This is a genomic window from Shinella fusca (assembly GCF_014203155.1).
Taxonomy (GTDB): domain Bacteria; phylum Pseudomonadota; class Alphaproteobacteria; order Rhizobiales; family Rhizobiaceae; genus Shinella; species Shinella fusca.
This window is the reverse complement of the sequence record NZ_JACHIK010000001.1, coordinates 246,122-267,661: the sequence shown is the minus strand read 5'-3', so window position 1 is coordinate 267,661 and position 21,540 is coordinate 246,122. Positions and strand designations below refer to the sequence as shown.

Below are 21,540 nucleotides of genomic sequence, written 5' to 3'. Positions count from 1 at the left end.
ATTTTCGTGAAAGGCACGCTTGCCGGGTGTCGAGGACCGCCCGGCAGACTCCTTCAAAAACATGAGGCGCCGTTTAGGAATTGCTTACCATATTTCGTCATTCTTTGCTCGTTCGGCAAGGCTCCGGGACGCGTGGTTCCGCCTGCCGCCAGCGTAAAGGCCTTCGGAGCGTCATTTCCGCGGCCGCGTCGAGTAACGAGTATCGGGTAACGAGTATCATGGCGTCTGTGTACGAGTCCGCGCGCTCCGCGTCCAAGTCCCGGCAGGGCCGTTCCGGGAGCATCCTTCTCAGCGCCGCGCTTGCCTGCGGCGTGCTTGCCGGCTCCGCCTGGGCCGTCGTCTCCACGCTTCACGCCATGCAGGATGCAGCCTCCTCGCTCGCCGAGGGGCGCAGGTCCATCGCCGCATCGCTCTCCGTCGCATCGGCCGTCATCGGCGACGCCCAGCCCGAGCGCCTGGTGAAGGTCGCCAAGTTCTCGCGCCTTTCCCCGCCCTCCGAAAGCGAAATCCGCCAGAAGCAATTGACCGCCGAGGCGATCCAGGCCTCGCGCCAGCGCAAGATTTCCATCGAGCTCGCCTCCGCCGTCAAGCGCGAGAAGGCCAAGGCCCTGATGATCGAGACGGCCGTCGCCCGCGCCGAGCGCTCCGTGGAGCAGGAAAAGGCGATCACCGGCGAACGCGCGCTCGTCACCGCCATGCTTCCCGACGACGTTTCCGGCCGCAAGAGCATCCAGCCCTTCGGCCTCGTCATGAAGAAGGCCGAAGCCGAGGAAGAGGACAGCGAAGACGATATCCTCAGCGATATCCCGCTGCCGGAAACCCGCCCGGCGCTCGAGACCGTCACGATCGAGCGCAAGCCGGCGGAGGAAAAGCCCGCCACGCGCACGGCCACCCGGCAGGCGAAGGAGGACGACGACGACAAGGACGTCGCCATCGTCAAGCCGGAGCGTTCGCTGTTCGGCGATCTCTTCAAGAGCCGCGGCAATAGCACCGGCTGGGTGGGCAAGGGCACGAAGGTGGCGATCTACGACGTCTCCAACGCGACGGTCTACATGCCCGACGGCACGAAGCTGCGCGCCCATTCCGGCATCGGCAAGATGCGCGACAACCCGCGCTTCGAGCACGTCAAGATGACCGGCCCGACGCCGGCCGGCATCTATCGCCTGCGCATGCGCGAACGGCGCTTCCACGGCGTCGAGGCGATCCGCATGCTGTCCGTCGACGGCCGCGATCCGAAGAACCGCACGGGCCTGCTGACCCACACCAACCTCCTGCGCGGCCAGAAGGGCTCGCACGGCTGCGTCGCCTTCCAGAACTACGAACCGTTCCTCAACGCCTTCAAGCGCGGCCATGTCAACATGCTGGTCGTCGTGCCGGAACTGCCGTCGTCCCGCACGCAGCTCGCCGCGCTCTACAGGAAGGCGGGCGCGTAAAGACCCCTCCCTAAATCCCTCCCCGCAAGGGGGAGGGACTTGCCCTGCGGCACCCTCAGAGAGAAAATTTCAAGGCTAGCAGGCAGAGGGCCTTTGCTCACACCGGCTGGACGAACCCGTCCAGCACGCGTTTCTGGCCGGCGCGGTCGAAGTCGATCGTCAGCTTGTTGCCCTCGATCGCCGCGATGTTGCCGTTGCCGAACTTCATGTGGAAGACCCGGTCGCCGATGGAGAATTTCGACGGCTCCGTCACGGTCGACTTGGCCACCAGCTCCCCTTCGATGGTGCGGGCGCGCGGGCCGCTTTCGCCGTAGCCGATGCGCTCGACGGCGTGGCCGGAGCGCGAGCCCCAGTTGTCGCGCGTCGCGTCCGTGCGGTTCGCCTGGGCGCGCCGCCAGCCGGGCGTCGAATAGGTGTTCTGGAACGGCTCCTGCTTGTCGAAGCGCGACTGGCCGTATCCGCCGCGCCCGTAGCCGCCGTAGGACTGCTCCACCTCGGCCACTTCCACATGGCTTTCCGGCAGTTCGTCGAGGAAGCGGGAGGGCAGGGTCGTCTGCCAGAGGCCGTGGATGCGGCGGTTGGAGACGAACCAGATGTGGCAGCGGCGCTTGGCGCGCGTGATGCCGACATAGGCGAGGCGCCGTTCCTCCTCCAGCCCCGCGCGGCCGCCCTCGTCGAGCGAGCGCTGGTGCGGGAAAAGGCCTTCCTCCCAGCCGGGCAGGAAGACGGTCTCGAATTCGAGGCCCTTGGCCGAGTGCAGCGTCATGATCGAGACGGCGTCGAGGTTCTCGTTCTGCTCTGCATCCATGACCAGCGAGACGTGCTCCAGGAAGCCGCGCATGGATTCGAAGGCCTCCATGGAGCGGATGAGTTCCTTCAGGTTTTCCAGTCGCCCCGGCGCCTCGGCCGACTTGTCGGCCTGCCACATCGCCGTATAGCCGCTCTCGTCGAGGATCTGCTCGGCAAGCTCGGTATGCGGCATCGTCTCCAGCAGCGATTGCCAGCGGCGGAAATCCGTGACGACGTCGAAGAGCGCCTTGCGCGCCTTCGGCTTCAGTTCGTCCGTCTCGACGATGTCGGCGGCGGCGGCGAGCATGGGGATGTCGCGCGCGCGGGCATAGTCGTGCAGGTTGCGGATCGTCGTGTCGCCGAGGCCGCGCTTCGGCGTATTGACGATGCGCTCGAAGGCGAGGTCGTCGGCCGGCTGGCTGACGAGGCGGAAATAGGCGAGCGCGTCGCGGATCTCCAGCCGTTCGTAGAAGCGCGGGCCGCCGATGACGCGGTAATTGAGGCCGAGCGTGACGAAACGGTCTTCGAATTCGCGCATCTGGAAGGAGGCGCGCACGAGGATCGCCATGTCGTTCAGCTTGTGCGCCTTGCGCTGGAGTTGCTCGATCTCCTCGCCGATGGCGCGGGCTTCCTCCTCCGAATCCCAAGCCGCATGGACGACGACCTTGTCGTCGTCCGGGTCGCGCCGGTCGGTGAAGAGCGTCTTGCCCAGCCGGTCCTCGTTGTGTGCGATCAGGTGACCGGCCGCGCCGAGGATATGGGCGGTGGAGCGGTAGTTGCGCTCCAGCTTGATGACCTTGGCGCCGGGAAAATCCTTCTCGAAGCGCAGGATGTTGTCCACCTCCGCCCCGCGCCAGCCGTAGATCGACTGGTCGTCGTCACCGACGCAGCAGAGATTGACGAGGCTCGCGGCCGCACCGCGCCTGTCGGCGCTGGCTTCCGGCGTCCCCTTCGGTCGCTGCGCCAGAAGCCGCAGCCACATATACTGGGCCGTGTTGGTGTCCTGATACTCGTCGACGAGGATGTAGCGGAAGCGCTGGTGGTATTCGGCGAGCACGTCCGGATTGGCGCGGAACATGCGGATCGGGTGCAGCAGGAGGTCGCCGAAGTCGCAGGCGTTCAGCGTCTTCAGGCGGTTCTGGTAGGCGATGTAGAGCTCGCGGCCCTTGCCGTTGGCGAAGGCCCGCGCGTCGCCCTCGGGAATCTGTGCCGGGTCGAGGCCCTTGTTCTTCCAGCCGTCGATCATGCCGGCGAACTGCTTTGCCGGCCAGCGCTTGTCGTCGATGCCTTCCGCCTGGAGGATCTGCTTGATCAGGCGCACGACGTCGTCAGTGTCGAGGATCGAGAAATCCGAGCGGAGGCCGACGAGCTCGGCATGGCGGCGCAACAGCTTGACGCCGATGGAGTGGAACGTGCCGAGCCAGGGCATGCCCTCGACGGCGCCGCCGACGAGGAGGCCGATGCGCTCCTTCATCTCGCGGGCGGCCTTGTTGGTGAAGGTCACGGCGAGGATCTGGCTCGGGAAGGCCCGGCCGGTCGCAAGGATATGGGCGATGCGCGTCGTCAGCACGCGCGTCTTGCCGGTGCCGGCGCCGGCGAGCACCAGCACGGGGCCGTCGAGCGTTTCCACCGCCTCGCGCTGCTCGGGATTGAGGCCGGCAAGATAGTCCGGCGCCCGGTGCGCGTCGCGCGCCGCCATGGCGCGCGCGGCGATGCCGCCGGCGGGCTTTGCGGAAAGCTGCGGGTCCTCGTCGAAGAAGGGAATGTCGTCGTAACCGCTGATCATGCGGCTCAATGTAGTGATTCGGGACCGAAAGGCCAGTTTTCCGTTCTGCTTTTATTCCCGGGGTGCTAGATTACGGGGACGGCGGCCGGCGGCGCGACGGCGGGCTGCCGGAAGAGGGCGGCCTTTTCTTACGGTTCGGTAAGGCAGGGGGCCGCCAATCTTACAATTCCGTAATGATCGCATTCTTTCATTGTCCGTTCATTCTCAAAGCGGGATAGTTGGTCTATGTCGCGGTGCAGTACGTGACGGTTCGCTTCCATCGGAGAAAGATTGCATGCGGGTTTGGAAACAGCTCCTCATCGGCACCGGCGTCATCGCGGCCGGGGTTCTGCTTTGGGGTCGCTTCGTGCCCGGGGCGAACGACATGCTGGAGGCTGCCGGCCTTCCCGGCAAACTCGTCGCCGCGATCGCGCCGGCCGGTGAAGACAAGGCGGACGGCGGCCAGAAGGCGGGCGGGCGCCGCGGCTTCGGCAACGGGCCGACGCTCGTGGCCACCAAGCCCGTCGCCATGGCCGTCGTCAACGACCGGCTGAATGCCATCGGCGACGGCGAGGCGATCCGCACCGTGACCGTGACGCCCTATGCGACCGGCAACCTCACGGACGTGCTCGTCCAGTCGGGCGAGCGCGTGGAACAGGGGCAGGTCATCGCCCGGCTCGACAGCGAGGAGCAGAAGATCGCCGCCGACCAGGCGCGCGTGGCCCGCGACAGCGCCGAGCAGAAGCTGAAGCGCGTCCAGAACCTGCGCTCCTCCACCAGCCTCGCCGAACTGCAGGATGCGGAAACCGCGGTGAAGGCGTCGGAACTTGCCCTGCGCAACGCCGAGCTTGCCCTCAGCCGCCGCGACATCACCGCGCCCTATGGCGGCGTGGTCGGCATCATCTCGGTCAATCCGGGCGACTACGTCACGACCTCGACGGCGATCGCCCGCATCGACGACCGTTCGGAAATCCTCGTCGACTTCTGGGTGCCCGAGCGCTTCGCCACCTCCGTGCGCGTCGGCGGCGAGGTCTCGGCGACGGCCGTGGCGCGGCCGGGCGAGACTTTCTCCGGCACGGTGCAGGCCATCGACAACCGCATCGAGCAGGAAAGCCGCACCCTGCGCGTGCGCGCCCGGATAGCCAATCCCGAGGATGTGCTGCGCGCAGGCATGTCCTTCCAGGTGACGATGCGCTTTGCCGGCGACCTCTATCCGAGCGTCGATCCGCTCTCCGTGCAGTGGAGCGCGGACGGCTCCTACATCTGGCGCGTCAAGGGCGACAAGGTCGAGCGCGTGCCGGTCCATATCGTCCAGCGCAATCCCGACATGGTGCTGGTGAAGGCGGAGCTTGCCGAAGGCGACCAGGTGGTCACGGAAGGCGTGCAGACCCTGCGGCCCGGCGGGGCCGTGCGCAAGGTGGCCGAAGGCGAGCAGGCGCCCGCGGCCACGGAGGGCTCGTGATGTCGGGGGAAGCCACCGGCCACAACGATACCGGCAAGGCGGGCTTCACCGCGCTTTTCATCCGCCGGCCGATCTTCGCCCTCGTGCTCAATACGCTGATCGTCGTCGCGGGCCTTGCCGCCTTCAAGGGCGTCGAGATCCGCGAGCTTCCCTCGGTCGACCAGCCCGTCATCAGCGTCACCACCAATTTCGACGGCGCCTCGCCGGAAACGGTCGACCGCGAGCTGACCGACGTGATCGAGGGCGCGGTCTCGCGCGTCCAGGGCATCAAGGACATCTCCTCCGTCTCCTCCTTCGGCCGCAGCCGCGTCACGCTGCAGTTCTCCGACACGACGGACGTGAACCAGGCCGCGAACGACGTGCGCGACGCGCTCGGCCGCGTGACGAACCAGATTCCCGACGGCGCCGACGACCCGCGCGTCGTCAAGGCCGATGCGGACAGCCAGCCGATCATGCGCCTTGCGCTGACCTCCGACACGCAGTCGCTGGAAGACCTCACGCTGCTCGCCGAAAACGAGATCACCGACAGGCTCGCCTCCGTCGAGGGCGTTGCCGACGTTGTGGTCTACGGCGACCAGGAGAAGATCTTCCGCGTCGATGTCGACCAGTCGAAGCTCGCCGCACGGGGCCTCACGGTCGCGGACCTGCGCAATGCGCTCGCCACCGCCGCCTTCGACGTTCCGGCAGGTTCCCTGAAGAGCCAGAGCCAGGACATCACCGTGCGCGCGACGGCCGACCTCGTCAAACCCGCCGATTTCGAGAACCTGATCCTGAAGAACCGCGTGCGCCTCGGCGACGTCGCCATGGTGACGCTCGGGCCCGACGAGGGCTCGACGGCGCTGCGCTCCAACGGGCGGCAGGGCATCGGCCTCGGCATCATCCGCCAGGCGCAGTCCAACACGCTCGACATTTCCGCCGGCGTGAAGCAGATGGTCGGCCAGCTCGGCAACGTTTTGCCGGAAGGCACCCAGCTCAAGATCACCAGCGACGATGCCGTCTTCATCGACGGCGCCATCCACGAGGTGGAGATCGCGCTCGTCGTCGCGGTGCTGATCGTCACGCTCGTCATCTACCTCTTCCTGCTCGACTGGCGCGCGACGCTGATCCCGACGATCAGCATGCCGATCGCGCTCGTCGGCACCATCGCGGCCATCTACATGGCGGGCTTTTCCGTCAACATCCTGACGCTGCTCGCCATCGTATTGGCGACCGGCCTCGTGGTGGACGACGCCATCGTGGTGCTGGAGAACATCGTGCGCCGGCGCGCCGAAGGCCTCAAGCCGCGGGCGGCCGCCATCCTCGGCACGCTGGAGGTGTTCTTCGCGGTGGTCGCGACCACCGCGACGCTCGCCGCCGTCTTCGTGCCGCTCTCCTTCCTGCCGGGGCAGGCGGGCCGGCTCTTCCGCGAGTTCGGCTTCGTGCTCGCCTTCGCGGTGCTGCTCTCCTCCTTCGTGGCGCTGACGCTCTGCCCGATGCTTGCCTCGCGCATGCTGACGAAGGACGTCAAGCATGGGCATACCGGTGTTCTCGCGCGCATCGGCGCGGCGGCATCCGGCTTCTACCGGCGCACGCTCCGGGCCTGCCTTGGTGCGCCGCTCATCGTCTTCGTCGTGGCGCTGCTCTTCACGGCGGCGGGCGCGACCTCGTTCTTCACCATCAAGTCGGAGCTGACGCCGAGCGAGGACCGCTCGATGGTCATGCTGCGGGTCAACGCGCCGCAGGGCGTGTCGCTGGAATATGCGCAGGACCAGATGAAGCTGATCGAGAACAAGCTGCGCCCGCTCTACGACAGCGGCGAGATCGTCAACATCTTCTCGATCTCCGGGCAGGGCGGCTCGACCAACAGCGGCTTCATGGTGCTGACGCTCGCGCCCTGGAAGGAGCGCGCCCGCACGCAGCAGCAGATCGTGCAGGACATCAACAAGGCGGTCGCGACCGTTCCCTCCGTGCGCACCTTCGTCATGCAGCCGAACAGCCTCGGCATCCGCGGCGCCGGCAACGGCCTCCAGGTCGCGCTGGTCGGCAACGACTACACCAAGCTCGGCAATGCGGCGGCCGAGCTCGTGCGCAAGATCGAGGACAGCGGGCGCTTCCAGAACGTGCGCCTCAACTACGAGGCCAACCAGGCGCAGCTTTCCGTGACGATCGACCGCGAGCGCGCGGCCGACCTCGGCATCGATATCACCGGGCTTTCGGCGGCCCTGCAGGCGATGCTGGAGGGCACCAGCGTCGTCGACGTCTATGTCGAGGGGCAGGCCTATCCGGTCAAGCTCTCCTCCACGACGACGCCGATCAACGACCCGATGGATCTCGAGAACATCTTCCTGAAGACCGGCGACGGCAAGATCGTGCCCATGTCCTCCATCGCCTCGCTGGAAGAGAAGGCCGTCGCCCCGCAGCTTTCGCGCGAGCAGCAGCTTCGCGCCGTCTCGCTCTCGGCCGGCCTCAAGGACGGGCTTGCGCTCGGCGATGCGCTGTCGATGGTCCAGGAGATGGCGCAGCCGCTCCTGCCGGACGGCGCCCGGCTGATGCCGATGGCCGAGGCCGCGACGCTGCAGGAGAATTCGAGCGGCCTTGCCGTCACCTTCGGCTTTGCCATCGTCATCATCTTCCTCGTGCTTTCGGCGCAGTTCGAGAGCTTCGTCAGCTCGATCATCATCATGGTGACGGTGCCGCTCGGCCTTGCCTGCGCCGTCTTCGCGATGGTGGCGACGGGGACGACGCTCAACATCTACAGCCAGATCGGGCTGGTGCTGCTCGTCGGCATCATGGCGAAGAACGGCATCCTCATCGTCGAATTCGCCAACCAGCTTCGCGACCGCGGGCAGGATATCCGAAGCGCCATCGAGGATGCCGCCAACATCCGCCTGCGTCCCGTGCTGATGACGATGATCGCCACCGTCGTCGGCGCCGTGCCGCTGGTGCTGGCGAGCGGGGCGGGCGCCGAGGCGCGCATCTCGCTCGGCTGGGTGCTGGTCGGCGGCCTCGGCCTCGCCACGGTCGTCACGCTCTACCTCACGCCCGTCGCCTATCTGGTGATCGCCCGCTTCACGAGCCCTCATGCCGACGAGGAGAAGCGCCTTGCCGCCGAGCTGGAGCATGCCGAGGCGCTGGCGCGCGGCGGCGCGCGCGACCTGCCGCTCGCGGCGGAGTGATTTGCGGCGCCGACCCGATATTGCGGCTGGACAGCCGGGCGCCAATTTGCTGAGTAAACCTCATAGAAGTGAGGACCTTACCATGGCATTGGCGGATATCAGGAGCGGCGTACGCAACGAGAAGGGCATTGCCGGGGTGTTGCCGCTGCTTGCGGCGCGCTTCGGCGAGCGTTTCCAGACGGGCGAGGCGATCCGCAGCCAGCACGCGCACACCACCACCTACATTCCCGCCCAGCTTCCCGACGGCGTCGTCTTCGTCGGGAGCGCCGAGGACGTGCAGGCGGTCGTGGCGCTTTGCGCGGACCATGCCGTGCCGGTCATTCCCTTCGGCACGGGCTCTTCGCTGGAAGGGCAGGTGAATGCCCCGAACGGCGGCATCTCCATCGATTTCTCCAACATGAAGCGCGTTCTCGAGGTGAATGCCGAGGATCTCGACTGCACCGTCGAGCCCGGCATCACGCGCGAGGAGCTGAACACCTATCTGCGCGATACGGGCCTCTTCTTCCCCATCGATCCGGGCGCCAACGCCTCCATCGGCGGCATGGCCTCCACGCGCGCTTCGGGCACGAACGCCGTGCGCTACGGCACGATGAAGGACAACGTGCTGGCGGTGACGGCCGTGACCGCCACCGGCGAGGAGATCCGCACCGCCCACCGCGCGCGAAAATCCTCGGCGGGCTACGACCTGACGCGGCTTTTCGTCGGGGCGGAAGGAACGCTCGGCGTCCTCACTTCGGTGACGCTGCGCCTGCAGGGCATTCCCGCGGTCATCGCCGGCGGCATCTGCGGCTTCCCGACGCTGAAGGATGCCTGCAACGCCGTGATCATGACGATCCAGCTCGGCATTCCCGTCGCCCGCATCGAGCTGCTCAACGCCCTGCAGGTCCAGGCCTGCAACGCCTATTCCGGCCTCACCCTGCCCGAGCAGCCGACGCTCTTCGTGGAATTCCACGGCAACGAGGAGAGCGTGCGCCTGCAATCGGAGGAGTTCGGCACGATCGCCGCCGAATGCGGCGGCGGGGCCTTCGTGTGGAGCGCCGACGCGGCGGAGCGGGGCAAGCTCTGGAAGGCGCGGCACAATGTCTACTGGTCGTGCAAGGCGCTTCGGCCGGGCTATGCGGCGCTGTCGACCGATGTCTGCGTGCCGATCTCGCGGCTGGCCGATTGCGTCGCCGAGACGGAGCGCGACATCGAGGAGCACGGTCTTCTCGCGCCCATCGTCGGCCATGCCGGCGACGGCAATTTCCACACCTGCGTCGTCTTCGACGACAAGGACCCGGCGGAAGTGGCGAAGGTCGAGGCCTTCGTCGGCCGGCTCAACGCCCGGGCGCTCGCCATGGACGGCACCTGCACGGGCGAGCACGGCATCGGCCAGGGCAAGCAGGCCTTCCTGCCGAAGGAGCTCGGCGGATCGCTGACCCTGATGCGGCAGATCAAGCAGGCGCTCGATCCGCACAACATTATGAACCCCGGCAAGATTTTTTCGACTCCGTAGCCGGCGTTCGCGCTATCGTGCGGCGATTGAAGGGAATTCGAGGCATGCGGCGTGCTTTCTAGGATCATGCTTTTCGTCGGCGGCCTGGTGGTGGTGGCGCTGTTTGCGGCGCTGCTCGCCCCGCTTTTCGTCGACTGGACGAGCTTCCGGCAGGATTTCGAGCGCGAGGCGAGCCGCATCATGGGCCGGCCCGTCACCGTGCACGGCAGCGTCGATGCCCGCCTCATCCCCTTTCCATCGGTGACGCTCAATGACGTTCGCGTCGGCTCGCCCGAGGACGGCAAGCCGCTGGTGGAGGTGGCGCGCTTCTCGATGGACGCCGAGCTCGCCCCCTTCCTTTCCGGCGAGGCGCTGATCTTCGACATGCGCATCGAGGAGCCGAAGGCCCGCATCAAGCTTTTCGAGGACGGCACGCTCGACTGGGCGCGCGGCCGCCAGTCCGCCATCCCGGCCCGCACGGTCGTCCTGGAGAACGTGGCGATCACCGGCGGCGAGATCGAGTTCGTCGACGAGCAGACCGGCCGCACCCGCCACGTCACGGGTCTCGATGCGCAGGTCTCGGCAAAATCGCTTGCCGGCCCGTGGCGCATCGACGGGCGGGCGGCGCTCGATGGCGAGAGCGGCGCCTTCCAGCTTGCGAGCGGCCAGGTGGAGAACGGGGCGCTTTCGCTGCGCACGCATATCGTGCCGGACCGCCTGGCCTTTGCCGCCGATCTCGACGGTGCCGTCAAGCTCGTCGATTTCCGCCCGCAATACCAGGGGAGCTTCACCCTTTCGGAAAAGCCGCGGCCGAAGGGCGAGGGGGCGCAGGACCCGATCCGCGTTGCCGGCAAGTTCGAGCTTTCCAACGAGCGCATCCGCGTGCCGGAATACCGGCTGGAGGCCGGCCCGCGCGACGATCCCTACGTCGTGACGGGCGAGGCAACGCTCGATACCGGCCGCGCGCCGGAATTCCTGCTGCTCGCAGACGGCCAGCAGATCGACGTCAACCGCATCGGCAACAGCGGGACGAACGGCAAGACGGGGCGCAACCCGCAAATCTCCGCCCGCCAGCGGCTGCAGGCGCTGCTTGCCATCGCCGCCGATATCCCGATCCCGCAGGTGCCGGGGCGGGCGAGCCTTTTCCTGCCCGCCGTCGTGGTGGGCGATACGACCGTGCGGGAAATCCGCCTCGACGTGAAGCCGGACGGCGACGGCTGGCAGGTCGAGCGGGCCGATGCGCTGCTGCCCGGCCGCACGGCGCTGGAGGCCAAGGGGCGGCTGCAGCTCGGCGAGAACCGCGGTTTCGTCGGCGACCTGCTGATGGCCTCCAACCAGCCCTCCGGCCTTGCGACATGGCTTGCCGGCTCGGTGGACCCGGAAATCCGCAAGCTGAAGACCGCCGGCTTCTCCGCCAAGGTCGACCTCACGGACGAGTTGCAGCGCTTCGAGAACCTGGAGGTCGCCGTGGGGCCGGCCTCGCTGACGGGACGGCTGGAGCGCGAATCCCGCTCGGGCACGGCGCCCACGCTCTCCATCGAGCTGCGCGGCAACGAGGTGGAGCTGGAATCGCTGAAGGCGCTTGTCGGGCTGGTGGCGGGCGATGCGTCGCTGTCCGCCGTGCTCGACCATTCCATCGCGCTCGATATCAAGGCGGATCGGTTCCGCGCCTTCGGCGAGACCGCCTCCGGCGTCGATGCGGTGATGACGGCGAAGGACGGCCTCCTCACCCTCAGCCGCCTCGATGTCGATGCGCTGGCGGGCGCCTCGCTCTCGGCGAGCGGCACGCTCGGCGGCTCGCTCCTTGCGCCGAGCGCCGGCCTCGACATCCGCCTGAAGGCGGCCGCCATGCAGCCGGTGGCGGACCTTCTCGCCCGCCACCTGCCGGCCCACCCGCTGCTGTCGCGCTTCGTCGCCGGCGCGGGCTACTATGACAATGCCGACCTTTCCGCCCATCTTGTCCTTTCCGACGAGGCGGAGAGCCCGCTGACGGTCACGCTCTCCGGGCCCGTCAACGACGGGCGGGTCGACCTGAAACTTTCGGCCGGCTCCCTCGACGATCTTCTGGAGGCGCGCGGCTTCGATCTGGACGGCAGCCTTTCCAATCCGCAATCGGTCGTGCTGGCGGGGCAGATGGGGCTCGATCCGCTGCCCTTCGACGCGGATCCCGACGGCCGCATCGCTCTTGCCGTGAAGCAGCCGGAGGAGGGGGCGGCGGATGTCTCCGTGACCTTCGATGCCGGCAGCACGGCGCTGTCCGCCAAGGGCACCGCCGACCTTTCGGCCGGGGATTTCCTCGCCGGCACGCTCGCCCTTTCGGTGAAGAGCGACGATATCGAGCCCTACTTGATGATGAACGGCATCGCGATGCCGCAAGGCGGCGCGGGCCTTCCTCTCACGCTGGACGCCGATGTGGCGACGAGCGCGGCGGCGGTGGCGATCACCGGCATCGCCGGCAAGGCCGACCGCAACGCGTTCTCCGGCGCGCTGACGTTCGACCGCACGGCGCCGATCCTCAAGGGCACCGGCGGGCTGCGCTTCGATACGGTCGACCTCGCCTATCTGGCCGAGGCCGTCGCCGGGCCGGTGAGCGACGTTTCGGACGGCTCGCTGAACGGGACGCCCCTGGTGCAGCCGTTGCAGGATGCCGCGGACGTCTCCGTGGCGCTGGAGGCGGGGACCTTCTGGCCGGGGCTCTACGGCGCGGTGGAAGGCTTCCGCGGCGACCTTGCCTGGAAGGGCGGGGAATTGACGCTGACAGACATGGCGGGCGACTGGCTGGGCGGAAAGCTCGCCGGCCGCCTGAAGATCGCCAATGCCGACGAGAACGGCCTGTTCGAGGCGCGCGCCACGCTGTCGGGCGTCGACCTGTCGAAGGTCGTCTGGTCCGGCCCGGACGGCGCGGTCGCGGCAGGCAGGGCCGACGTGACGCTGGCGGTCGATGCGTCCGGCAAGAGCGTGCGCGCCATGGCGGAAGGGGCGAGCGGTTCGGGCGAGGCGCAGGTCTCCGGCCTCGTCGTCAAGGGGATCGATACCGGCGCCCTGCCGTCGCTGCTCTCGGCGGCGGACGGCATCGAGGGCGATATCACGCCGGAGAAGGTGGCGGGCTTTGCCGCCGATGCGATCCTCAAGGACGAAGCGGCGCTGGGCACGGTGCGCATTCCCTTCGCGCTTGCCGGCGGGAGCCTGCGCTTCCAGAGCGTGGCGGCGGAGGATGCCGGGGCGGCGCTGACGGGCGATGCCGATATCGGGCTTGCCGACGGATCGATGACGGCCCGGCTTTCCGTGGCCTACAAGGCGGGCGAGGACGCGCTTGCCGGCGCCGAGCCCGAGGTGACGCTCAGCTATCGCGGCCTTGTCGATGCCCCGGGCTTCTCGCTCGACGTGCAGCCGCTCGCCAATTACCTCTCGCTGCGCCGCTTCGAGACCGAGCGCCGGCGGGTGGAGACGTTGCAGGCCAATGTGCTGGAAAAGCAGCGCCTGCGCCGTGAAGCCGCGCTCTACCGCGCCCGGGCCGAAGCGCGTGCGGCCGCCGCCGAGGCGGCGCGCCTGCAGGCGGCGGAAGAGGAGCGCCGGCGCGTGGAAGCCCGCAAGCGTTCCGACGAGGCGCATGCGGCGGAAGAGGCCGAGAGCCTGCGCCGCAAGGAGGCGGACGACGCCCGGCGCCTTACGGAGGCGCAGGAGGAGGCACGCCGCCTCGCCGCGCAGAAGGCGGCCGAAGAGGCGCGGAAAGCGGAGGAAGAGGCAAAGCGCCGCCGCCTGCCGGTCACGCCCGAAGAGGGCGTCGAGCGCGGCGGCGAACTGCCGCCCGTCGGCGGAAGCGGCGGGGCCTTGAACTTCGACGGCCTGCCCGGCCTCAACTGAGGCCGCCGCCCCGGACCTTCAGCCGTTCCAGCACATGAAGGCGCAGCGCCGAGGAAAGATTGCCCTCGACGCCGCGCGCATCGTCGATCTCGCGGATGAGGGCGGCGAGCGGCATGGCGCGCTCGGCGGCAATCGCCTTCAATTCGTCATGGAAGGCCGGTTCGAGGGAGAAACTCGTGCGGTGGCCGTGCAGGGTGGCGGAGTATTTCCGGATCACATCCGACCTCACGCGATGATTCAGATGCCTTGCAAACCGAATCCGGCGTTGCCGCCAAGGGATTGAAATTTCAGCTCTTCGTCTTTTCGGGCCGCTCGATGCGGCCCTGGTCGTGCGCGTTCTTCGCCTTCTCGTTGAGGGCGCGGGTCAGCGACTTCTCCGCTTTCGTGCGGCCGAAAGCGACGCGGTTCTGCTCGGCCTGCCTTTCCTTTTCGGAACGGGCCTTCTGCTTGCGGACCTGGCGGAGATTGACGACGTCGCCGCTCATCGGCCGGAACTCAGTTCTTCTTGCGGAAGGAATCGAGCGAGACGACCGAGCCGCCGCCCTTGCCGTTGTCGTCGCCGGTCGGCGGCGTCGATTCCTGGGCGGTTTCCTCGGCCTTTTCCGCGGGTGCGGGATAGGCGGTGACCTCGGCCGAATGCTCGTCCTCTTCCTCCATCGCCGGCACGTCGAATTCCAGCTCGAAGCTCACCGACGGGTCGTAGAAGCCGCGGATGGCGTTGAAGGGGATGACGAGTTTTTCAGGCGTGTCGGAGAAGGAAAGGCCGATCTCGAACTGGCTCTCGGTGACCTTGAGGTCCCAGAACTGGTGCTGGACGACGATGGTCATCTGCTCGGCATATTTCGCCTTGAGGTGCTGCGAGATGCGCACGCCCGGGGCATTGGTGAGGAAGGTGATGAAGAAATGATGCTCGCCGGGAAGATGCCCCGTGACCGCGACTTCGGACAAAACCTTGCGAATGACGCTGCGTAGCGCGTCCTGGGCGAGAATGTCGTAGCGAATGTGGTCTTGCGCCATCCGTTCCTGTCTTTCTTCCAGCCTTTGTTTTCAGGCATTGCATGTCTACCCGTGCCTTCCCGGCACGAGTCATCTGGCACAGCTATAGACCATTTCAAGGCATTGGAGAAGGTGAAGGCTTCTGTTGCCAGGTGCCTTCGGACCCCGCCTGCCGGTGCGACCCGTCAGGACTTTGAGTGAAGTGTCACACCGCCATTAGGCAGCGAGACGAGCTTCCGCATAGTTGTCGTTTGCAACTACAAGTTTAGCCCGATAACGGTGGTACAATGCCGAGCAAAAAGTCGATCTTTACGCCCTTGTCGATCCTATTTCGCCCCCATCAAAAGCCGATCCTTGGTAGCTGATCGGTTTTTGGTGGAGGCGCCGGGTACCGCCCCCGGGTCCAATGGGTTTATTACACCGCCCGTTTATTGCCATAGCTGCCGAGGCAGCACCTCACATATAGGCGCTCTCTTCGCCCAAGAAAAGACCCCCGCGCAGGTCATTTTCGGCCATCCACCCGGATATGTTCATTAACGCTTGACTTGCCGATCCTGCTTGAAAAACATGGGCCCGCGGCAGCGCGCCATGACGGCGGCAGCAACGTGACCCGCGAAGGAGACACCATGACCGACTATCTCGCAGATGTCCGCAAGTACGACAGCGGTGCCGACGAGGCCATCGTCAAGAAGATCGTGAGCCATCTCGGCATCGCGCTGCGCAATCGCGACTCCTCGCTCGTCTCCTGCTCCGACCCGGACGAACTTGCCCGCGTCAGGGAAAAGTGGTGCGGCAAGAAGCTCGGCATCACCGGGGATGCGGCCGACAAGGCCGTCGAGGCCGTCTGCAAGGCCATGTCCGACGACCGCACCAAGTCGCGCGTCACCTTCTACTATCTCACCGCCAAGGAACTCGGAAAACTCGGCGCGCTCGCCTGAGGAAAGCCGGGAAAATCCCATTTCACCCTTTGGCCGCCGCCGCGATCGCTCTAGTATCGAATGCTGGACAACGAATCGGCGGCGACCATGCAGCAATATCTCGACCTTCTCTCCCATGTGATGGAGAACGGCACCGACCGGGGCGACCGCACGGGCACCGGCACGCGCGGCGTCTTCGGCTACCAGATGCGCTTCGACCTTTCCGAAGGCTTTCCGGTGCTGACCACGAAGAAGCTGCACCTGCGCTCCATCATCCATGAGCTGCTGTGGTTCCTGAAGGGCGACACCAACGTCGCGTACCTGCGCGACAACGGCGTCACCATCTGGGACGAGTGGGCCGATACGGACGGCGAGCTCGGCCCGGTCTACGGCTACCAGTGGCGCTCCTGGCCGACCCATGACGGGCGCCACCTCGACCAGATCGTCGCCGTCGTCGACAGCATCCGGCGCAATCCGAATTCCCGCCGCCACATCGTCTCGGCCTGGAACCCGGCGCTCGTCGACGAGATGGCGCTGCCGCCGTGCCATTGCCTGTTCCAGTTCTACGTGGCGGACGGAAAGCTCTCCTGCCAGCTCTACCAGCGCTCCGCCGACATCTTCCTCGGCGTACCCTTCAACATAGCCTCCTATGCGCTGCTGACGATGATGGTGGCGCAGGTGACGGGCCTCAGGCCCGGCGATTTCGTCCATACGCTCGGCGACGCGCATATCTATGCCAACCATTTCGAGCAGGTGCGCACGCAGTTGACGCGCCGGCCGAAGCCCTTGCCCTTCATGAAGATCAATCCGGACGTGAAGGACCTTTTCTCCTTCAAGTTCGAGGACTTCGACCTGATCGGCTACGAGGCCGATTCAAACATCAGGGCGCCGATCGCCGTCTGATTTTCCGGAAAGCCGACCAGCATGAGCCAAGCCAAGATCGTCCTCGTCGTGGCCGTTGCGCAAAACGGCGTCATAGGCCGGGACGGCGACCTGCCGTGGCGCCTGCCGTCGGACCTCAAGCGCTTCAAGCAGCTCACGCTCGGCAAGCCGGTGGTGATGGGCCGCAAGACCTGGGATTCGATCGGAAGGCCGCTGCCGGGCCGGCCGAACGTCGTCGTCACGCGCGATGCCTCCTTCGCCGCTCCCGGCGCCACGGTCGTCTCCTCGCTCGATGAGGGGCTTGCCGTCGCGCAGCGCGAGGCGGAGGCGCTCGGCGTCGACGAGATCTGCGTCATCGGCGGCGGACAGATCTATGCCCAGGTCTTCGACCGGGCCGACATCCTGCATGTCACCCGCGTGGCGGCGGATGTTGCGGGCGACACGCGCTTTCCGGCAATCGATCCGGCCGTCTTCGAGAAGGTCGCCGACGAGCCCATCCCGCAGGGCGAGAAGGACAGCCACGCCATGCATTTTGCGACGTGGCGCCGGCGGAAGGCCGCCTGATCCCCCGCGGAAATCACCGATAACGAACTATTTTGCCGCACGGGCGCCCAAGAGCCAGCGGATTTGTTGAAAGGCGCCCGTGGGATACCTATAACGGGTTCACCTAGCGTTGCGCGGCGAAACAATCCGCGAAGCGCTCGACAGACGGAACCGGCGCGTTTTGCATTTTTTAGAAGCGCAAGAAGGCGCCAAGGGGATTTAACGAAAGAGGTATTGATGCCCTGGAGCAATCAGAACGGCGGCGGCGGCCCTTGGGGCGGCGGCGGCGGAAACAATCAGGGGCCCTGGGGGCAAGGACCGAACCGCCCGCGCGGCGGGGGCGGCGGCAATAGCGGCCCGCCGGATATCGAGGACATCATCCGGCGCGGCCAGGACCGGCTGAAGAACGTCATGCCCGGCGGCTTCAACGGCGGCGTGGTCGTCATTGCACTCCTGCTTCTCGGCATCTTCTGGCTGATGAACGCCATCTACACCGTCCAGCCGGACGAGCGCGGCGTCGAGCTGCGCTTCGGCAAGCCGAAACAGGAAGTCTCCATGCCCGGCCTGCATTTCCATTTGTGGCCGTTCGAGACCGTCGAACTCGTCAAGATCACCGAGCAGCAGCAGAATGTCGGTGGCCGCGCGGCCTCTTCCGGCTCCGACAAGTCCGGCCTGATGCTGACGGGCGACCAGAACATCGTCAACGTGCAGTTCTCGGTGCTTTATTCGGTCACCGATCCGCAGGCCTATCTCTTCAACCTCGAACATCCGGCCGAGACGCTGCAGCAGGTCTCCGAAAGCGCCATGCGCGAGGTGGTCGGCCGCCGTCCCGCACAGGACATCTTCCGTGACAACCGCCAGGCGATCGCCGAGGGCGTGAAGGCGACGATCCAGTCGACCATGGACGCCTACGGTGCCGGCATCTCGATCAACACCGTCGCCATCGAGGATGCGGCCCCGCCGCGCGAAGTGGCCGACGCCTTCGACGAAGTGCAGCGCGCCGAGCAGGACGAGGACCGTTTCGTCGAGGAAGCCAACCAGTACGCCAACCAGAAGCTCGGCCTTGCCCGCGGCCAGTCGGCGCAGATCCGCGAAGAGGCGGCCGCCTACAAGGACCGCGTCGTCAAGGAGGCGGAAGGCGAGGCGGCTCGCTTCCTCTCCGTCTACGAGCAGTACAAGGCGGCGCCTGACGTCACCCGCAAGCGTCTCTTCCTCGAAACCATGGAAGAGGTGATGAAAAGCTCCAAGAAGGTCATCATAGACGACAAGCAGAACGGGCAGGGCGTGGTTCCCTTCCTTCCCCTCAACGAACTCGGCCGGGCGACCGGCCAGCAGCAGCAGGCGGGAGGCACGCAGTAATGGGCAACCGTTTTCCAGCAATCCTGATCGCCATCGGCGTTCTTCTCTTCATCGCCTATTCGTCGGTGTTCGTCGTCAACGAGCGCCAGCAAGCGATCGTCCTGCGCTTCGGCCAGATCAAGGACGTCAAGACGGAGCCGGGCCTCTACTTCAAGCTGCCCTTCGGCTTCATGGACGCCGACAGCGTCCAGTATATCCAGGACCAGGCGCTGCGCTTCGACCTCGACGACATCCGCGTCCAGGTCTCGGGCGGCAAGTTCTACGAGGTCGACGCCTTCGTGGTCTACAAGATCACGGATGCCCGCCGCTTCCGCCAGGTCGTTTCGGGGGACCGCGAATCGGCCGAATCCCGCCTTCGCACCCGTCTCGACGCGGCACTCCGCCGGGTCTACGGTCTGCGCGGCTTTGAAGCGGCCCTTTCGGAAGAGCGCGCGTCGATGATGCGCGAAGTGCGCGGCGAGCTGACGGGCGATGCCCAGAATCTCGGCCTTACCATCGAGGACGTGCGCATCCGCCGCACCGATCTCACGCAGGAAGTCTCCCAGCAGACCTACGACCGCATGAAGGCCGAGCGTCTGGCCGAGGCCGAGCTCATCCGCGCCCGCGGTAACGAGGAAGGCCAGCGCCGTCGCGCCATCGCCGACCGCCAGGTCGTCGAGCTCGTGGCCGCTGCCCAGCGCGATTCGGAAATCCTGCGCGGTGAGGGCGAAGGCGAGCGCAACCGCGTCTTCGGCGAGGCCTTCTCGAAGGACCCGGTCTTCTTCGACTTCTATCGGTCGATGAGCGCCTATCGTACGTCGATGACCACGTCGACGGACACGACGCTGGTCCTCTCGCCGGAATCGGAGTTCTTCCGCTACTTCGAGGATGCTGCCGGCGCCAAGCCGGGCGCCTCGGGTGCGGCGGCCACGACGCCGTCGAACGCGAACTGAGAACGCCTCCATGTCCGATTTCCTGACGGGGATCGCGTTCTTCCTGATCATCGAGGGGCTGGTGTACGCACTGGCCCCTTCGGCTTTGAAGCGCATGGCCGCCTATCTGCCGGCCGTGCCGGAAGGCCAGCTCCGCGCCGCCGGGCTCGGCGCGATGGTTCTCGGCGTCGCGATGGTCTGGTTCATCCGCGGCGCCTGAAACGAACCCTTGCGGCGGGCCGGCAAGACGGGCAAGAGTTCGTGCCGGAGAGCGTGGCTGACTGATTTTTGCCGTATCCGGCGCGAACACTCACTGCGACGTGCCAGACCGAAGAGGATGCCGAACATGGCTTTGAACAAGACGTCCAGCGCCGCCCGTGCGGCGCTCACGCTGGCGATGGGCTTCTCGCTGATCGCCGGCGGGCCGCTCGCCCTTCCGGCGCGCGCCGAGGTGAAGCCGGCCGGTCCCGAATCGGTCGCCGACCTTGCCGAAAGCCTGCTCGACGCGGTGGTGAACATCTCCACCTCGCAGAACGTGAAGAGCGACGACAAGGCCCCCGTTCCGCAGGTGCCGGAAGGCTCGCCCTTCCAGGATTTCTTCGACGAGTTCTTCAAGGGCGAGGGGGGCGACGGCTCCAACCAGCCGCAGACCGTCAATTCGCTCGGCTCGGGCTTCGTCATCGATCCCAAGGGGTTCATCGCCACGAACAACCACGTCATCGAGGGCGCGGACGATATCGAGGTGAACTTCGCCAACGGCTCCAAGCTGAAGGCCAAGCTCGTCGGCACCGACCCGAAGACGGACCTCGCGCTCCTGAAGGTCGAGCCGAAGGCGCCGCTGAAAGCCGTTCCCTTCGGCGATTCCCGCACCATGCGCATCGGCGACTGGGTGATGGCGATCGGCAATCCGTTCGGGCTCGGCGGCTCGGTGACGGTCGGCATCATTTCCGCGCGCGGGCGCAACATCAATGCCGGCCCCTACGACAACTTCATCCAGACGGACGCCGCCATCAACCGTGGCAATTCCGGCGGCCCGCTCTTCAACATGAAGGGCGAGGTCATCGGCATCAACACGGCGATCATCTCGCCCTCGGGCGGCTCGATCGGCATCGGCTTCTCCGTGCCGACGGAGCTGGCGCAGAACATCTTCCTGCAATTGCGCGATTTCGGCGAGACGCGGCGCGGCTGGCTCGGCGTGCGCATCCAGCCCGTCACCGACGACATTGCCGAAAGCCTCGGCATGAGCGGAGGAGCCAAGGGCGCGCTCGTTGCCGGCGTCATCAAGGGCGGGCCGGTCGACAACGGCTCGATCCGCACGGGCGACGTCATCACGCGCTTCGACGGCAAGGACGTGCGCGAGATGCGCGACCTGCCGCGCGTCGTCGCCGAAAGCCCGGTCGGCAAGGCGGTGGACGTGGTGCTGCTGCGCGACGGCAAGGAGATGACCGTCAAGGTCACGCTCGGCCGTCTCGAGGACGACGAGAAGCAGGCGGAGAACGAGGACGCGGCGACCGGCGACGAGGAGACGACCGAGGAAGAGGACCTTGCCCCCGATACGGGCGAGCAGGCCCAGCCGAAGGCATCCGAGACGGTTCTCGGCATGGGGATCGGCGACCTCGACGAGGAGGCCCGCAAGACCTTCTCCATCGTGGAAAGCGTCAAGGGCGCCGTGATCACCGAGGTCGCCCCGGATTCGGCCGCCGCCGAGCGCGGCATCGTGCCGGGCGACGTGATCGTCGAGATCGGCCAGGAGGCCGTGGCGAGCGCCGACGAGGTGAAGACCCGTATCGCCAAGCTGAAGTCGGAAGACCGCCGCAACGTCCTGATGATGGTCGCCAACCACAGCGGCGCGCTGCGCTATATCACCGTGCGGATCGATTGACGTAGAGGCGGCGTCCGCCCCTCATCCGGCCTGCCGGCCACCTTCTCCCCGCGAGCGGGGAGAAGGAGACAAGGGGCAAGGTGGCGCCCCGATCTTTCGGGAAAACGG

At 66.7% G+C, this 21,540-nt stretch carries 16 protein-coding genes and 1 other RNA gene; 12 read left to right on the top strand and 5 right to left on the bottom strand.

Features of this window, described 5'->3' with window-relative positions; genetic code table 11:
- Positions 1–218: 218 nt before the first annotated feature.
- Positions 219–1,433, top strand: coding sequence for a DUF2778 domain-containing protein (locus HNQ66_RS01370; RefSeq protein WP_210308629.1), 1,215 nt, complete (start codon positions 219–221; stop codon positions 1,431–1,433).
- A gap of 97 nt (positions 1,434–1,530) precedes the next feature.
- On the opposite strand, the gene HNQ66_RS01365 is transcribed toward HNQ66_RS01370, so the two are convergent.
- The gene (locus HNQ66_RS01365; RefSeq protein WP_184140445.1) at positions 1,531–4,008 is read right to left on the bottom strand and encodes an ATP-dependent helicase; all 2,478 of its coding nucleotides are present in this window, start codon (positions 4,006–4,008) and stop codon (positions 1,531–1,533) included.
- A 274-nt stretch (positions 4,009–4,282) separates the two neighbouring features.
- Between HNQ66_RS01365 and HNQ66_RS01360 the strand changes: the two genes are divergently transcribed.
- The 4 genes from HNQ66_RS01360 to HNQ66_RS01345 all read left to right on the top strand — a co-directional run bounded on the left by HNQ66_RS01360 (position 4,283) and on the right by HNQ66_RS01345 (position 13,942).
- On the top strand, positions 4,283–5,449 hold the full coding sequence (locus HNQ66_RS01360; RefSeq protein WP_184140088.1) for an efflux RND transporter periplasmic adaptor subunit: 1,167 nt from the start codon (positions 4,283–4,285) through the stop codon (positions 5,447–5,449).
- Positions 5,449–8,604, top strand: coding sequence for an efflux RND transporter permease subunit (locus tag HNQ66_RS01355; RefSeq protein ID WP_184140086.1), 3,156 nt, complete (start codon positions 5,449–5,451; stop codon positions 8,602–8,604). The genes HNQ66_RS01360 and HNQ66_RS01355 overlap by 1 nt, the downstream gene beginning before the upstream one ends.
- Positions 8,605–8,686: 82 nt before the next feature.
- Complete coding sequence (locus HNQ66_RS01350) at positions 8,687–10,099, top strand: FAD-binding oxidoreductase (protein ID WP_184140084.1); 1,413 nt, start codon at positions 8,687–8,689, stop codon at positions 10,097–10,099.
- 66 nt (positions 10,100–10,165) lie between these two features.
- Positions 10,166–13,942: an AsmA family protein gene (locus tag HNQ66_RS01345; protein ID WP_210308628.1), complete on the top strand. Its 3,777-nt coding sequence runs from the start codon at positions 10,166–10,168 to the stop codon at positions 13,940–13,942.
- Here HNQ66_RS01345 and HNQ66_RS01340 read toward each other — a convergent pair.
- The 4 genes from HNQ66_RS01340 to ssrA form a co-directional block, all read right to left on the bottom strand.
- Positions 13,935–14,159 carry a ribbon-helix-helix domain-containing protein gene (locus HNQ66_RS01340; RefSeq protein ID WP_184140080.1) on the bottom strand — a complete coding sequence of 75 codons (225 nt, stop codon included), beginning with the start codon at positions 14,157–14,159 and terminating at the stop codon, positions 13,935–13,937. The two genes, HNQ66_RS01345 and HNQ66_RS01340, sit on opposite strands and share 8 nt — an antisense overlap.
- A 70-nt stretch (positions 14,160–14,229) precedes the next feature.
- Positions 14,230–14,427: a DUF4169 family protein gene (locus tag HNQ66_RS01335; protein WP_184140078.1), complete on the bottom strand. Its 198-nt coding sequence runs from the start codon at positions 14,425–14,427 to the stop codon at positions 14,230–14,232.
- Positions 14,428–14,437: 10 nt separating this feature from the next.
- On the bottom strand, positions 14,438–14,959 hold the full coding sequence (locus HNQ66_RS01330; RefSeq protein ID WP_184140076.1) for an SspB family protein: 522 nt from the start codon (positions 14,957–14,959) through the stop codon (positions 14,438–14,440).
- A 110-nt stretch (positions 14,960–15,069) separates the two neighbouring features.
- Positions 15,070–15,430: a transfer-messenger RNA gene (gene ssrA, locus HNQ66_RS01325) on the bottom strand.
- Between the two features lie 134 nt (positions 15,431–15,564).
- Between ssrA and HNQ66_RS01320 the strand changes: the two genes are divergently transcribed.
- The 7 genes from HNQ66_RS01320 to HNQ66_RS01290 all read left to right on the top strand — a co-directional run bounded on the left by HNQ66_RS01320 (position 15,565) and on the right by HNQ66_RS01290 (position 21,432).
- Positions 15,565–15,876, top strand: coding sequence for a DUF2853 family protein (locus tag HNQ66_RS01320; RefSeq protein ID WP_184140074.1), 312 nt, complete (start codon positions 15,565–15,567; stop codon positions 15,874–15,876).
- An 87-nt stretch (positions 15,877–15,963) separates the two neighbouring features.
- Positions 15,964–16,758, top strand: coding sequence for a thymidylate synthase (locus HNQ66_RS01315; protein ID WP_184140443.1), 795 nt, complete (start codon positions 15,964–15,966; stop codon positions 16,756–16,758).
- Positions 16,759–16,779: 21 nt separating this feature from the next.
- Positions 16,780–17,301: a dihydrofolate reductase gene (locus HNQ66_RS01310; RefSeq protein WP_184140072.1), complete on the top strand. Its 522-nt coding sequence runs from the start codon at positions 16,780–16,782 to the stop codon at positions 17,299–17,301.
- A gap of 216 nt (positions 17,302–17,517) precedes the next feature.
- A complete protein-coding gene (gene hflK, locus HNQ66_RS01305) occupies positions 17,518–18,639 on the top strand; it encodes an FtsH protease activity modulator HflK (RefSeq protein WP_184140070.1) in 1,122 nt (373 codons plus the stop codon).
- Positions 18,639–19,571 carry a protease modulator HflC gene (gene hflC, locus HNQ66_RS01300; RefSeq protein ID WP_184140068.1) on the top strand — a complete coding sequence of 311 codons (933 nt, stop codon included), beginning with the start codon at positions 18,639–18,641 and terminating at the stop codon, positions 19,569–19,571. The genes hflK and hflC overlap by 1 nt, the downstream gene beginning before the upstream one ends.
- Before the next feature lie 10 nt (positions 19,572–19,581).
- Positions 19,582–19,770, top strand: coding sequence for a DUF2065 domain-containing protein (locus tag HNQ66_RS01295; RefSeq protein WP_184140065.1), 189 nt, complete (start codon positions 19,582–19,584; stop codon positions 19,768–19,770).
- Positions 19,771–19,947: 177 nt separating this feature from the next.
- Positions 19,948–21,432: a DegQ family serine endoprotease gene (locus HNQ66_RS01290; RefSeq protein ID WP_246434123.1), complete on the top strand. Its 1,485-nt coding sequence runs from the start codon at positions 19,948–19,950 to the stop codon at positions 21,430–21,432.
- Positions 21,433–21,540: the final 108 nt, after the last annotated feature.

Excerpts from the sequence above, each read along its gene's own strand:
- HNQ66_RS01365 (WP_184140445.1), bottom strand. The coding sequence starts at position 4,008 with ATGATCAGCGGTTACGACGACATTCCCTTCTTCGACGAGGACCCGCAG.
- HNQ66_RS01345 (WP_210308628.1), top strand. The coding sequence starts at position 10,166 with ATGCTTTTCGTCGGCGGCCTGGTGGTGGTGGCGCTGTTTGCGGCGCTG.
- HNQ66_RS01360 (WP_184140088.1), top strand. The coding sequence starts at position 4,283 with ATGCGGGTTTGGAAACAGCTCCTCATCGGCACCGGCGTCATCGCGGCC.
- HNQ66_RS01310 (WP_184140072.1), top strand. The coding sequence starts at position 16,780 with ATGAGCCAAGCCAAGATCGTCCTCGTCGTGGCCGTTGCGCAAAACGGC.
- HNQ66_RS01335 (WP_184140078.1), bottom strand. The coding sequence starts at position 14,427 with ATGAGCGGCGACGTCGTCAATCTCCGCCAGGTCCGCAAGCAGAAGGCC.
- HNQ66_RS01295 (WP_184140065.1), top strand. The coding sequence starts at position 19,582 with ATGTCCGATTTCCTGACGGGGATCGCGTTCTTCCTGATCATCGAGGGG.
- HNQ66_RS01350 (WP_184140084.1), top strand. The coding sequence starts at position 8,687 with ATGGCATTGGCGGATATCAGGAGCGGCGTACGCAACGAGAAGGGCATT.
- HNQ66_RS01315 (WP_184140443.1), top strand. The coding sequence starts at position 15,964 with ATGCAGCAATATCTCGACCTTCTCTCCCATGTGATGGAGAACGGCACC.
- HNQ66_RS01370 (WP_210308629.1), top strand. The coding sequence starts at position 219 with ATGGCGTCTGTGTACGAGTCCGCGCGCTCCGCGTCCAAGTCCCGGCAG.
- HNQ66_RS01355 (WP_184140086.1), top strand. The coding sequence starts at position 5,449 with ATGTCGGGGGAAGCCACCGGCCACAACGATACCGGCAAGGCGGGCTTC.
- HNQ66_RS01290 (WP_246434123.1), top strand. The coding sequence starts at position 19,948 with ATGGGCTTCTCGCTGATCGCCGGCGGGCCGCTCGCCCTTCCGGCGCGC.
- hflK (WP_184140070.1), top strand. The coding sequence starts at position 17,518 with ATGCCCTGGAGCAATCAGAACGGCGGCGGCGGCCCTTGGGGCGGCGGC.
- HNQ66_RS01320 (WP_184140074.1), top strand. The coding sequence starts at position 15,565 with ATGACCGACTATCTCGCAGATGTCCGCAAGTACGACAGCGGTGCCGAC.
- hflC (WP_184140068.1), top strand. The coding sequence starts at position 18,639 with ATGGGCAACCGTTTTCCAGCAATCCTGATCGCCATCGGCGTTCTTCTC.
- HNQ66_RS01330 (WP_184140076.1), bottom strand. The coding sequence starts at position 14,959 with ATGGCGCAAGACCACATTCGCTACGACATTCTCGCCCAGGACGCGCTA.